Origin of the sequence: Paraburkholderia sp. BL25I1N1 (genome assembly GCF_003002025.1) — a bacterium.
GTDB lineage: Bacteria > Pseudomonadota > Gammaproteobacteria > Burkholderiales > Burkholderiaceae > Paraburkholderia.
On the sequence record NZ_PVZB01000010.1, the window covers coordinates 99,166 to 111,927 of the forward strand.

Genomic DNA, 12,762 nt, shown 5'->3' on the forward strand with positions numbered 1-12,762 from the left:
TCGTCCTTGTTAGCGGGTCGCGTTCAGATACGGTTTGAGCCAGCCGAGACCGGCCGACGTGCCCGCGCGCGGCCGGTATTCGCAGCCGATATAACCGTCGTAGCCGAGCGAGTTGATCAATTCGAGCAGGTACGGGTAGTTCAGTTCGCCCGTATCGGGCTCATGGCGCTCGGGCACGCCGGCGATCTGAATGTGGCCGATGCCGGCCATATCGCGCTTGAGTTTCACCGCAAGGTCGCCTTCAACGATCTGGCAGTGGTAGCAGTCGAATTGCACCTTAAGATTTTCTGCGCCGACTTCCGCGCAGATCGCTTGCGCTTCGTCCTGACGGGTCAGAAAGAAGCCCGGCATGTCGCGCGTATTGATCGGCTCGATCACGACGGTGATGCCCTCGGCCTGCGCCGCCTTGGCGGCATGCGCGAGATTGCTCAGGTACACCTCGCGATGTTTCGCGCGCGGCTGATCCGCGCCGATCAGGCCGGCCATCACATGCAGTTTGTGATTGCCGAGCACGCGCGCGTAGTCGAGCGCGGTATCGATGCCGCGGCGAAATTCATCTTCGCGGCCCGGCAGCGAGGCAATCCCACGTTCACCGCCGGCCCAGTCGCCGGGCGGCGCGTTGAAAAGCGCTTGCGTCAGACCGCTCGCGTCGAGGCGCGCCTTGATCTCGTTGGCGGGGAAATCGTACGGGAACAGAAACTCGACCGCTTCGAAGCCGTCTTGCGCGGCGGCGGCGAAACGATCGAGGAAAGCGTGCTCGTTGTACATCATCGAGAGATTGGCGGCGAAGCGAGGCATGGCAGCGACTCCTTGAAAACGTTGATGCGGCGCGCGGCAGCAACGCATGCCGCGCGAGCGTGTCGATTTATCGGTTGACCAGTTTGGCCGGCGTGAACCACGTGGCGATCGCGCCGATCACGAGCATGCCCGCCAGCACATACATGCCGGTTTGCGTGCTATGCGTGAGATCCTTCAGATAGCCGATCATGTACGGGCTCGCGAATCCCGCGAGATTGCCGATCGAATTGATGATCGCGATACCGGCCGCGGCGGTCGCGCCCGACATGAACGCGGTGGGCAGCGACCAGAAGAGCGGCGCGCAGGTCAGCACGCCGGCAGCGGCGAGCGAAAGAAACGCGATCGACACCACCGTGTTGTCCGCGAACGAAGCCGCGACCGTGAAGCCGATTGCACCGAACAGCGCCGGCACGATCAGATGCCAGCGGCGCTCACGGCGCTTGTCGGCACTGTGTCCCATCAGATTCATCACGACGATTGCGCACAGGAACGGAATCGCGCTCAGCAGACCGATATTGAACGCGCCGGTCACACCCGTCGATTTGACAAGCGTCGGCATCCAGAACGTCAGGCCGTATTGCCCGGTGACGAACGCGAAATAGATCAGCGACATCCACCACGTGCGCGGATCGCGGAACACCGCGCCGAGCGAGTGCGCCTGGGCCTTTTCCTTCGGCTGCGCGGCGGCGATTTCATCGGTGAGCAGGCGCTTTTCGCGTTCGTTCAGCCACTTCGCGCTGGCGATGCCGTTGTCGAGATACAGGATCGTGGCGATGCCGATCGCAATGGCGGGGATCGCTTCGATCAGAAACATCCATTGCCAGCCCGCGAAACCGGAGCTGTTGTGGAACGTCTGCATGATCCAGCCGGACAGCGGATTGCCGAAGATGCCCGACACCGGAATCGCCGACATGAACACCGCAATGATCTTCGCGCGCCGATGCGACGGAAACCAGTAGGTCAGGTACAGGATCACGCCGGGATAGAAACCGGCTTCGGCGAGGCCGAGAAGAAAGCGCAAGATGTAGAACTGCATCGGCGTCTTTACGAACACGAACACAGCCGAGAGCAAGCCCCACGTAATCATGATCCGTGCGATCCAGATGCGCGCGCCGAGCTTGTGCATCAGAATGTTGCTCGGCAACTCGAACAGAAAATAGCCGATGAAGAACACGCCCGCGCCAAGACCGAACACCGTTTCGCTGAATGCCAGGTCTTGCGACATCTGCAATTTGGCAAAGCCGACATTCACGCGGTCCAGATAGGCGACCACATAGCAGAGCATCAGAAACGGCACGATGCGCCAGAATACTTTCTTATAGGTGCGCTCCACTTCAGCGGCGCCCGGTTGTCCCGCGGCGGCTGCTGAAATCGGCTGGCTCGAGGTGGCCTGATACGAACTCATGCATTGTCTCCTTCAGTGGATGGCCCGCTGCGTCATGTGGAGCGCAACGTGGCCTGGCTGTGTTTTGTCGGCTGCGACTACCAGCTAGCGCCGAATACGGTGCGAAGTTCTTCGAGTGCGGCTTCGTCGAGCGGCGCGGGCCGCGGGTTCGTCATCAACCACAAACGCGCGGTCTCTTCGAGTTCTTCGAGCGCATAGGAGGCTTGCGCCACGGAACGCTCCCACACCACCGGCCCCAGACGTTCGAGCAGTACCGCGCGAACGCTGTCCGCCAGCGCGGCGATCTGTTCGGCGACTTGCGGATCGCCGGGCCGCTTGTAACGAATCAGGGGGACGTGGCCCACTTTCATTACGTAGTACGGCGTGATGGGCGGCAGCACGTCGGTCTCGCGCCAGACGCCCGCTAGAGTCAGCGCGACCAGATGCGTCGAATGCGTGTGGACGATGCCGCGCGCCGCGCCGTTGCGCGCGTAGATGCCGCGATGCAAGGCCAGCGTTTTCGAGGGGCGGCCGCCGGACACCGCGTTGCCGTCGAGATCGACTTTGGCGATATCGGCGGGATCGAGCCGGCCGAGACAGGCATCGGTCGGCGTGATCAGCCAGCCGTCGTCGAGCCGCGCACTGATGTTGCCGGCGGTGCCGACCGTGTAGCCGCGTTGATAGAGACTCGCGCCGGTTACGCAGATTTCCTCGCGAACGCGTGCTTCGTCCGTTGTGTGAAGTGCGGGCGCGCCGGTCATTGCGCGGCTCCGTTCAGATGACGCAGCGCTTTTTCGAAGAAGTCGGTCGTGCCGAAGTTGCCGGATTTCAGTGCGAGCGCGAGCGGTTCGGCGTCGGTCGTGGCGGTGGCCGGCACGCCGGGATCGATCTGCGCGCCGATGCGCAGCGTGTGCACGTCGAGCGCCTGCACCACTGCGCCCGAGGTCTCGCCGCCCGCCACCACGAACTTGCGCACGCCGCGTTCGTGCAGACCGCGCGCGATCGACGCCAACGTGCTTTCAACCAGATGCCCTGCTTCATTCACGCCGAGCTGGCGTTGTACCGCCTTGACTTCGTCGGGCGTGGCGGTGGCATAGATCAACATGGGCTCGGCTTTGTCGAGGTACGGCTGGGCGAAAGCCAGCGCCTGCTCGACGACGTTCTCGCCGCGCGCAGCCGCGAGCGGATCGACACGGAACGCAGGCCGTGTCGCGCGCCATTGCGCGACCTGCGCGTTGGTCGCTTTGGATGCGCTGCCGGCCAGCACCGCCGACAATCCGCTCACCTGAGGCAACTGCGCGGCATCGCCCTGCTCGTTCAGCAAACCCGCGCGGCGGAAGTTGGCCGGCAATCCCAGTGCGATACCTGAGCCGCCTGTGATCAACGTAAGATCGGCACACGCTTCGCCGAGTACGTAGAGGTCGGCATCGGACACCGCATCGGCAATCGCCATGCGCACGCCTTCGTTACGCAACCTGTCGAAAGAGTCGCGCACGGCCGACACGCCTTGCGCCACGGCGTCATAACGCACGAGCCCGACTTTCGACTGCGTCTGCCGCTGCAGCACGCTCACGAGGTTCGCATCGCGCATCGGCGTGAGCGGATGGTTCTCCATGCCCGACACGTTGAGCAACGTGTCGCCGACGAACAGGTGGCCGCGAAAGATCGTGCGGCCGTTCTCGGGAAATGCCGGACAGGCGATCGTGAATGCGCCAGCGCTGCCGTCGCCGGACAATGCGTCGAGCAACGCGTCCGTGACCGGGCCGATATTGCCCACGTCCGTCGAATCGAAAGTCGAGCAGTATTTGAAAAAGAACTGCCGGCAGCCTTGTGCGCGCAACCAGTCGAGCGCGGCGAGCGATTGCGCGACCGCATCGGCGGCGGGAATGGTGCGCGATTTCAGCGCGACCACCAGCGCGTCGGCCTCCACCGTTTCATTCGATGCGGGCACGCCGATGGTCTGCACCGTGCGCATGCCGCCGCGCACCAGCATGTTGGCGAGATCGGTGGCGCCGGTGAAGTCGTCGGCGATGCAGCCGAGCAGCGCGCGTTTCGTTGTAGCCGTCATGACGCTGACCTCCTCACTTCGCCGCCGGCACGTCGATGCCGGGGAAAATCTTGATCACCGCGGAATCGTCCTCGCCGCCGTGACCGGCCGTGGACGCCATCATGAACATCTGATGCGCCGCCGCCGACAGCGGCAACGGGAATTTCGAGCGGCGCGCGGTATCGAGCACGAGGCCGAGATCCTTGACGAAAATATCGACGGCCGAGAGCGGCGTGTAGTCGCCATTCAGAATGTGCGGCACGCGGTTTTCGAACATCCACGAATTGCCCGCGCTGTGCGTGATGACTTCGTACAGCGCATCCGGATCGACGCCTTCGCGCAAGCCGAGCGCCATGGCTTCCGCGGCCACTGCGATATGCACGCCCGCCAGCAGCTGATTGATGATCTTCACCTTCGAGCCTGCGCCGTGTTCTGAGCCGAGGCGATACACCTTGCCCGCCATTGCGGCCAGCACGTCCTCGCATGCAGCGTAGGCCGCAGCGGGACCGGACGTCATCATGGTCATCTCGCCGGAGGCCGCGCGCGCCGCGCCGCCGGAGACCGGCGCGTCGAGCATCTGCAAACCGGCCGCCTCGATCCGCTTGCCGAGTTCGATCGCGAAGTCCGGCGCCACGGTCGCGCTGGCGATCACCACGCCGCCCGGTTTCATCGCCGCGACCGCGCCCTGCTCGCCGAACAGCACGGCTTCGGTTTGCGCGGCATTCACGACCAGCGTGACGACCACCTCGCACTGCGCGCCGAGTTCGGCGGGCGTTGCCCACCCCACGCCGCCTTCCGCGACGAATGCATTCAGGACCTCGCTGCGCAGATCGCACGCATGGACCCGCAGACCCGCGCGCAACAAGGAGCGCGCGACACCCAGGCCCATTGCGCCAAGACCGATGACACCGACATTTCTGGACATGCTTGACCTCTATGAATTCGTTGGACGCTCGCGCGTAACACTGGGCGTTTCAAGCTCGGCAGCAAAGCTCAGCAGATCCCCGCTTCCGCGAGACGCCGTGCCGCGTTGTACATATGCGTTCGCGCCGCATTGCGCGCCGCCATCGGATCGCCCGCGCGAATCGCGGCGGCGATCGCCGCATGCTCTTCGCGCACCTGACGCGAAAAGTCCTCGCGCAACGCTTCGTTGCGGCGCGTGACGACCGTGCCGGCTTCGAGGTATTGATTCAGGAACGTGAGGGTTTTGAGGAAATACGGATTGCCGGTGGCGGCCGCAATCGCGCGATGGAACGCGACGTCTTCAGCCACGCCGTCCTCGCCTTCGGCCACCGCCTCGTCGATCTTCGCGAGCGCCGCGTCGATCGACATCATGTCGGCGTCGCTGCGGCGCATGGCGGCTTCCGAGGCGACTTCCGCCTCGATGGCCCGCCGCAGCGCGAGTATCTGCACCACCGAGCCGGGCTCGACCGCTTCCGCGTAGTCGATCCGCAGCGGCCGCACCGTGCCGTGCGCGGCGACGAACACGCCGCTGCCCTGGCGCGGCTCGACCACGCCCTCGTTCTTCAGCCGCGAAATCGCCTCGCGGATCACCGTGCGGCTCACGCCGAACTGCTGCGCCAGCACGGCCTCGGTCGGCAGCTTGCCGCCGCGTTCGAAAGTGCCTTTGTCGATCTGCTTGAGCAGCTGTTGCGCGACCGTGTCGCTCAACGCTCTCGCAGGAATCTTCTCGAACATCGATGCCTCGATTGATCATGTTGTCGGGTCATCATACAAATTTTAGATGCGGGCTGCATCCATGCAAACCCTGGGATTTTTGTTCATCAGGCGGCAAAGTTGGCGAAACAGAAGGCTTAAGCTATCGTCACGCCTTTAGCGCGCCGCGCGGGGAATCCAAGTGCCGCGCGGGTCCGCAGTTCTTCGAACGCATCTTCAAGGTCCATGAGCAAAGCCCTGCCGCCGTCTTCCGCCGTTCCCGTCAGCGCCGAACCGGCCCCGGACAAACCGGGCGACTCGTATGTGCAGTCGTTCGCGCGCGGGCTCGCGGTGATCCGTGCGTTCGACGCCACGCGCCCCGAACAGACGCTGACCGACGTCGCCGCCGCCACCGGCCTCACGCGCGCCGGCGCACGCCGTATTTTGCTGACCCTGCAGACGCTCGGTTATGTGGAGGCCGAAGGCCGCCTGTTCCGCCTCACGCCGAAGATCCTCGATCTGGGCTTCGCGTATCTGACCTCCATGCCGTTCTGGAACCTCGCCGAGCCGGTGATGGAACAACTGTCCGCGCAGGTTCACGAGAGCGTCTCGGCTGCCGTGCTCGATCGCACCGAGATCGTCTACGTGCTGCGCGTGCCGACCCACAAGATCATGACGATCAACCTGTCGATCGGCAGCCGCTTGCCGGCCTACTGCACGTCGATGGGCCGCGTGCTGCTGGCCTCGCTCGACGACGAAGCGCTCGACGCGACGCTGGGCTCGACGCCGCTCTACGCGCACACGCCGCGCACGGTCACCGACAAGGAAGAGTTGAAGAAACTGATCGCGCAGGTGCGCCGCCAGGGCTGGGCGATCGTCGATCAGGAACTGGAAGGCGGTTTGATTTCGCTGTCCGCGCCGATCCGCAATCGCCAGGGACGCGTGATCGCCGCGATGAATATCAGCGGCAATGCGCAGCGCAATTCCGGCAAGCAGATGGTGAAGGCGTTTCTGGAACCGTTGCAGCAGGCCGCGCAAACCGTCTCGGAGATGGTGGCGCGGCGCGGGTAAGCGCGGCGGCGGCGGGCGTCGCGCCATGGCGGCGCCCTGTTCGAGCAAGCAATCAATCGATCGGCTTGTCCGCGGTTTCCTTCAGCATCGAGACCGCGATCAGCGACACCACGACGCACGCCGCCACATAACCGGCCGGCGCCAGCTTGCTGCCGGTCAGCTTGATCAGCCACGTGGCGACGAGTTGCGCGGTCCCGCCGAACACGCACACGCTCAACGCATACGCGATCGAAATGCCGGTGGCGCGCACGCGCCGCGGAAACGACTCGCACATCAAGGCGAATTCCGACGCCGAACCCATGGAGTAAAACAGCAGCATCAGCGCGGTCAGCGACATGATGACGGGCAACTGCGGAAAGCGGTTGATCAGCATGAAGGCCGGAAACAGCAGCAGCACCAGCACGCCGCGTCCGAACAGGATCGGCCGCTTTCGGCTGCCGATGCGATCCGACAGCATGCCGAATAGCGGACACGTGATCAGCATCACGAAACCCGAGGCGACGCCGACCAGCATCGACAGCGACATCGGCAGGCCGAGCGTGTGGATTGCGTAGGTCGGCATGTAGAAGGTCAGGATGTAGGTCGAGACCGTGCCGCCCATCACCGTCAGCGTGATCAGGATGAGCGGGCGCACATGCCTGGTGAAGAGTTCGTGCAGCACGCCGCGTTCGATCGCGTGGCCGTGCGCGCTGGCGGCGTCGTCAGCCAGACGGCGGCGCAGATACATGCCGACCGGCGCGATCAGCACGCCGAGCAGGAACGGAATGCGCCAACCCCAGCTTTCCAGCGAGTCTTTCGGCAACGCGCCGGACAGCGCCGCCGCGATGCCCGAGCCCATCAGCGCCGCGCCGCCCTGCGTGGCCAGTTGCCAGCTTGCGCGAAAACCGCGCCGCGTGCCGCCGCCCTGTTCGAGCAGCGTGGAAGTGGCCGCGCCGAACTCTCCGCCTTGCGAGAAACCTTGCACGAGCCGCGCGAACACGATCAGCAAAGGTGCGGCCAAACCGATCTGCGCATAGGTCGGCGCGATTGCGATCAGGCCGGTGCTCACCGCCATCAGCATGATGGTCAGATTGAGCGCGGCTTTGCGGCCCTTGCGGTCCGCGTACACGCCGAGCATGACGCTGCCGAGCGGCCGCGTGATGAAGCCCGCCGCGAACGTCGCCACCGACAACAGCAACGACGTGGTCGGATCCGCCGACGGGAAGTACAGCTTACCGATGATCACGGCAAAAAAACCGTACACGGTGAAGTCGAAGAACTCAAGCCAGTTGCCGATCACGGCGGCAGCGATCGCGCCTCGGCTGGTGGTCCGGCTCGCCGCCGCGGCATGGCTCGCATCGGTCGTGGTACTCATCGCGTGGTCTTCCTCGTTGTTATGGTTGTAAGGCTTGACTAGGGCGCGGCTCGCCGCGGCGGATCACTGGCCCAGATAGCGCTCCACCAGCCGCGTCCAGAACGCCGCGCCGACCGGCAGATTGCGGTCGTTGAAGTCGTAGTGCGGGTTGTGCACCATGCAGCCGTCTTCCCCTGCGCCGTTGCCGATGCGCAGAAACGTGCCCGGCCGCTTCTGCAGCATGAAGGCGAAGTCTTCGCTACCCATCAGGATCTCGGTTTGCGCGACCACCTTGTCGTCGCCGACCAGTTCGCGCGCCACTTCCACCGCGAAATCCGTTTCGGCATCCGAATTGACCACCACCGGATAGCCTTCGATATATTCCACGATCGCCTTGCCGCCATAGCTCGCGGCCTGCGATTCAGCGAGTTCGATAATTCGCTTCTTCAGCAGCGCGCGCACCTCGGGACTGAACGAACGCACGCTCAGTTCCAGCTTCGCACTGCTCGAAATCACGTTGTTCGCGGTGCCCGCATGCATCGAGCCGACCGTCACCACCGCCGGCTGCGACGGATCGACGTTGCGCGCGACGATCGTCTGCAATGCCATCACGATGCTCGCCGCCACCACGACCGGATCGACCGTCAGATGCGGACGCGCGGCGTGGCCGCCGACGCCTTCGATCGTGATGATCGCCTTGTCGCCCGCCGACATGAACGGCCCTTTACGGAACAACAGCACGCCCGGCTCCTCGCCGGGATGGTTGTGCACGCCGAACACGGCGTCGCAGGGAAAGCGCTCGAACAGGCCGTCGTTGATCATCTTCAGCGCGCCGCTGTCGATGCCGCTCTCCTCGGCCGGTTGAAAGTACAGATGCACCGTACCCGAAAAATTGCGCGTGGCCGCGAGGCGTTGCGCGGCGCCGAGCAGCATCGTCGTGTGGCCGTCGTGGCCGCATGCGTGCATCTTGCCGTGCGTGCCGCTCGCATACGGCAGGCCCGTCTGCTCGATGATCGGCAGCGCGTCCATGTCGGCGCGAATGCCGATACTGCGCTTGCCGTCGCCCACTTTCAGCGTGCCCACCACACCCGTCTGGCCGACGCCGCGCGTGACCTGCCAGCCCCATTGCTCGAGCTTGTCCGCGACCAGCGCGCTCGTCTGGTGTTCCTCGTAGGCCAGTTCCGGATGATGGTGAATATGATGGCGAATCTCGCGCAGGCTTTCGGCGGCGGGCGCCAGGTCGGACACTTCGGTAAAACGCGCGGCTTCGCTCATCTCCAGGGCTCCAAGGATTCATGGCCGCATCAAAACGCGGCAAACAGGCGAGCACTATAGCCACGCCGTTTTGTTCGAATAAGATGCTGTTTTTTTCACCCCGATTAACAAGCGTTATATACGGGATTACCCCAATGAAACCGCAGCAGTTGCAAGCGTTCGTGGCCGCCGCCCATCACCGCAGTCTGCGCGCCGCCGCGCGCGAGCTCGGCGTGACGCAACCGGCCGTCACGCATACGATCCGCGAGCTCGAAAGCGCGTTGAATGCCGAGCTGATGGTGCGCAGCGTACGCGGCATCGAATTGACGGCATGCGGGCTCGCGCTGCTGCCGCGCGCCGAGCAGTTGCTCGGCGACATGCGGCGTACGGTCGAAGCGGTCGAACAGGTCAAGGGAGAACTGGCCGGCAGGGTCAGCGTGGGCACCATGCCGTCGATCGCGCTCACAGCGCTGCCGCACGCGGTCTCGAAGTTTCGCCTCGCGATGCCGCTGGTCAATCTGCACCTGGAGGAGGTGACGATCCCGGCCGCCGTCGCGCGTTTGCGCAACGGCGCGCTGGATATCGCGGCGATCCATCATGTGCAGGCGCTGGACAGCGATCTGGTGCAGGCGCCGCTGTACTCGACGCAGTTCGTCGTCGCCATGCGCGCCGGACATCCGCTGGCCAATGTGACGCGCCTGCATGAGTTGCTCGACGCGGAGTGGATCGTGACCGTGGGTGCCGATCACTTCCCGCACAGCGTGATGATGGCCATGTTTGCCGCGCACGGCTTGCCGGTGCCGAAGCGGCTGGTACGTGCGCCGTCGTCGTTCGCGGTGACTCTAGGACTGGTGTCGCAAACCGACGTGATCGGCTGCTTCACGCGGCCGCTTGCGCAGATGGTCGCGCCGCTCGGCATCCGCGTCGCGCAGATCGAAGAGGCGCTGCCGAACTACGATCTCAGCATCATTTCGCGGCGCGGCCTGCTGCCGACGCCGGCCGTGCTGCAGTTCGTGTCGTGCCTGCAGGATGCGACACGGGAGAACATGGCGACAGCAGGATAGTACGGCTTACTGAACGTCGGCTTCCGCCTTTAAAAACGCAATCAACTCATGTCCCGCTTCGTCGAGCGCGCCGGAATTGTCGATCGTGGTGCAGCGCACGCCGTCCGGCAACGAGAACGGCGCGCGGCGCGCGAGCCGCGCCGCGACCTGTTCCGCCGACTCACGCGCCCGCGCGCCGAGGCGGGCTTCGAGAATGTGAGGCGCGGCGTCCACGTGCACCACTTCTGTGTGCGGATAGCGCGCCAGCACGTGCTGCAAATGCTGCCGTGAGCCGTTGACGACCACCGTGCAGCCGCGTGCAAGCCACGCATCGAGTTCGACACCGATGCCATAGCGCAGCGAATGGCTCGACCATTCGAGCGCGAACAGGCCGAGCACGGAACGCGCCGCGAACTCTTCGACGCTCAATGCCACATGCGCCTCGCCGTTGCCGCTCGGCCGCGTGATGTAGCGATGCGCGAACAGAATCGGCTCGCCCATCAGGTGCTTGCGCGCGAACTCCAGCAACGAATCCTTGCCCGCGCCGGACGGCCCCATTACGTAGATCAAGCGACCTGTCATTGTTATTTCACCTCGCCGGTCTGAAACGGCACGCGCTGCCACAACACGAACGGTTCACCAGGCGCCGGTTCGACGAAGAGCGCCGCCTGATCGACCAGCAGCGGTCCGAGCGCGGGCGTTCGCGCTCGCCACCATGCGACCAGCGTGGCGCGCTCCTCGGCATCGGCGAGTGAACTGGAGAGCGTCATATGAAAACGGAATTCGTCGAACACGTATGGATAACCCCATTCGATCAGCAACGCACGTTGCCGTTCGCTCAATGGGGCCGCGAGACGCCGCGCCAGATCGACGGCGGACTGCGGCGCGCGCAAGCTGCCGAGCGTTTGCAACGCGCTCGCGGCCACGGCGCGGATGCCGGCCTCACCTTGCGCATCGGCCGGCCGCAACGCAACAAAGTCGCCGAGCGTCGCGGCTTCCACCGGCAACGCAAATGCGCCTTGCGTCCGTGCCCACTCACGCGTGGCTTGCAATACATGTGCCTGCGTCACGCCGTCGGCGAGTCGAAACGGCGCGACCAGTGTGCCGTGCCAGCCGTACCGGCGCGGTGCTTCGGTCAGCTCGACGAGTGGACGTGCGAGATCCGACGGTTGCGGCACCTCGCACCGTTCGCCGCTTTCCGCGTCGCGCGCGAGCCATTCCGACCCGGCCCGCCACCACGCCGATTCGCGCGACGGGGCGTAGTACACGGCAAAACGAGCCTCGGCGCTCCATTGCACGCCGCTCATAGGTCGTGCTCCACCAGCAGTTGCACGCGATCCGCGGCGAAGTGCGTGAAGCCGTATTTGACGGGCGTGCCTTGCAGATCGACATCGACGTTCTCGACCCACAGCACCGGTTGCTGGCGGTTGATATTCAACCGCCGCGCCACCTCCGGTTCGGGCAGCACACTGCCGATGCGGCTCCACTTGCGCAAATAATCGTTCACGCCGAATTCCGCCATGGCCTTGGTGATGCCGCCGGTGCGCTCCAGCACTTGCGGCAGGTCAGCGAAACGCGCCGCGGGATACCAGTTGCGCGCGAACGTGAGCGGCACGCCGTCGGATTCATGCAGCGATTCGATCCGGTAGACCGATGCACCGGCTCGCAGACTCAACGCCTTCGCGACGCTCGGCTCGGCCTTCACGCGCGCGGCCGACAACATCGTGCCCGCCGCCGCGTGATGCTGCTGGCGCAAGTTTTCTGTAAACCGCGTGCGGCGGCCAATCGTGTAGTCGATGGCGCCGGGTTGCACGAAGGTGCCGCGCCCCTGCTCGACGCTGACGAGGCCCAATGCGGCAAGACCCAGCATGGCCCGGCGCACGGTATGCCGGTTCACGTCGAAGCGTTTGGCCAGTTCGCCCTCGCTCGGCAGGCGCCCTTCTTCGCCAAATCCGCTGGCGGCGATTTCCGCCGCCAGGATCTGCTCGATCTGTCGCCAGACGGCAACGCCCGCGCCGCGTTCGAGCATCGTGCCCGGCGTCGCGTTGTCGGTCGATGTCATGGTGCTGTCATTCCCCTGGGTTCAAATATTCGCTATCACGTGCATTGTAGTGCGCAAGCCGTGATGGAAATATGAAACGGCTTTTATGCGCTACACGGCTCGACAAGCATACCC

General features: G+C 64.7%; 13 protein-coding genes. 2 read left to right on the forward strand and 11 right to left on the reverse strand.

Going from position 1 to position 12,762, the window contains the following annotated elements:
- Positions 1 to 9: 9 nt before the first annotated feature.
- The 6 genes from otnI to B0G73_RS16595 form a co-directional block, all read right to left on the reverse strand.
- Positions 10 to 798, reverse strand: coding sequence for a 2-oxo-tetronate isomerase (gene otnI, locus B0G73_RS16570; RefSeq protein WP_106282396.1), 789 nt, complete (start codon positions 796 to 798; stop codon positions 10 to 12).
- 67 nt (positions 799 to 865) lie between these two features.
- The gene (locus B0G73_RS16575; RefSeq protein ID WP_106282397.1) at positions 866 to 2,203 is read right to left on the reverse strand and encodes an MFS transporter; all 1,338 of its coding nucleotides are present in this window, start codon (positions 2,201 to 2,203) and stop codon (positions 866 to 868) included.
- Between the two features lie 77 nt (positions 2,204 to 2,280).
- A complete protein-coding gene (locus B0G73_RS16580) occupies positions 2,281 to 2,943 on the reverse strand; it encodes an aldolase (RefSeq protein ID WP_106282398.1) in 663 nt (220 codons plus the stop codon).
- The gene (otnK, locus tag B0G73_RS16585) at positions 2,940 to 4,250 is read right to left on the reverse strand and encodes a 3-oxo-tetronate kinase (protein WP_106282399.1); all 1,311 of its coding nucleotides are present in this window, start codon (positions 4,248 to 4,250) and stop codon (positions 2,940 to 2,942) included. Before otnK ends, B0G73_RS16580 begins: the two co-directional genes overlap by 4 nt.
- A 13-nt stretch (positions 4,251 to 4,263) precedes the next feature.
- Complete coding sequence (ltnD, locus tag B0G73_RS16590; protein ID WP_106282400.1) at positions 4,264 to 5,154, reverse strand: L-threonate dehydrogenase; 891 nt, start codon at positions 5,152 to 5,154, stop codon at positions 4,264 to 4,266.
- A gap of 68 nt (positions 5,155 to 5,222) precedes the next feature.
- The gene (locus B0G73_RS16595; protein ID WP_106282401.1) at positions 5,223 to 5,927 is read right to left on the reverse strand and encodes a FadR/GntR family transcriptional regulator; all 705 of its coding nucleotides are present in this window, start codon (positions 5,925 to 5,927) and stop codon (positions 5,223 to 5,225) included.
- 204 nt (positions 5,928 to 6,131) lie between these two features.
- On the opposite strand from B0G73_RS16595, the gene B0G73_RS16600 reads away from it, so the two are divergent.
- A complete protein-coding gene (locus B0G73_RS16600) occupies positions 6,132 to 6,956 on the forward strand; it encodes an IclR family transcriptional regulator (RefSeq protein WP_106282402.1) in 825 nt (274 codons plus the stop codon).
- Between the two features lie 52 nt (positions 6,957 to 7,008).
- Here B0G73_RS16600 and B0G73_RS16605 read toward each other — a convergent pair whose 3' ends face one another.
- Positions 7,009 to 8,310 (reverse strand): MFS transporter, encoded by a 1,302-nt coding sequence (locus B0G73_RS16605; RefSeq protein ID WP_106282403.1) that lies wholly within the window; start codon positions 8,308 to 8,310, stop codon positions 7,009 to 7,011.
- Positions 8,311 to 8,373: 63 nt separating this feature from the next.
- A complete protein-coding gene (locus tag B0G73_RS16610) occupies positions 8,374 to 9,564 on the reverse strand; it encodes a M20 aminoacylase family protein (protein WP_106282404.1) in 1,191 nt (396 codons plus the stop codon).
- A gap of 134 nt (positions 9,565 to 9,698) precedes the next feature.
- On the opposite strand from B0G73_RS16610, the gene B0G73_RS16615 reads away from it, so the two are divergent.
- Positions 9,699 to 10,607 (forward strand): LysR family transcriptional regulator, encoded by a 909-nt coding sequence (locus tag B0G73_RS16615; RefSeq protein WP_106282405.1) that lies wholly within the window; start codon positions 9,699 to 9,701, stop codon positions 10,605 to 10,607.
- A gap of 6 nt (positions 10,608 to 10,613) precedes the next feature.
- Here B0G73_RS16615 and phnN read toward each other — a convergent pair whose 3' ends face one another.
- From phnN to phnF, 3 genes are read right to left on the reverse strand one after another with little or no spacing between them, the layout of a single operon-like run.
- Positions 10,614 to 11,168 carry a phosphonate metabolism protein/1,5-bisphosphokinase (PRPP-forming) PhnN gene (gene phnN, locus B0G73_RS16620; RefSeq protein WP_106282406.1) on the reverse strand — a complete coding sequence of 185 codons (555 nt, stop codon included), beginning with the start codon at positions 11,166 to 11,168 and terminating at the stop codon, positions 10,614 to 10,616.
- A gap of 2 nt (positions 11,169 to 11,170) precedes the next feature.
- Positions 11,171 to 11,893, reverse strand: coding sequence for a DUF1045 domain-containing protein (locus B0G73_RS16625; RefSeq protein ID WP_106282407.1), 723 nt, complete (start codon positions 11,891 to 11,893; stop codon positions 11,171 to 11,173).
- Positions 11,890 to 12,648: a phosphonate metabolism transcriptional regulator PhnF gene (gene phnF / locus B0G73_RS16630; RefSeq protein ID WP_106282408.1), complete on the reverse strand. Its 759-nt coding sequence runs from the start codon at positions 12,646 to 12,648 to the stop codon at positions 11,890 to 11,892. The genes B0G73_RS16625 and phnF overlap by 4 nt, the downstream gene beginning before the upstream one ends.
- Positions 12,649 to 12,762 lie beyond the last annotated feature (114 nt).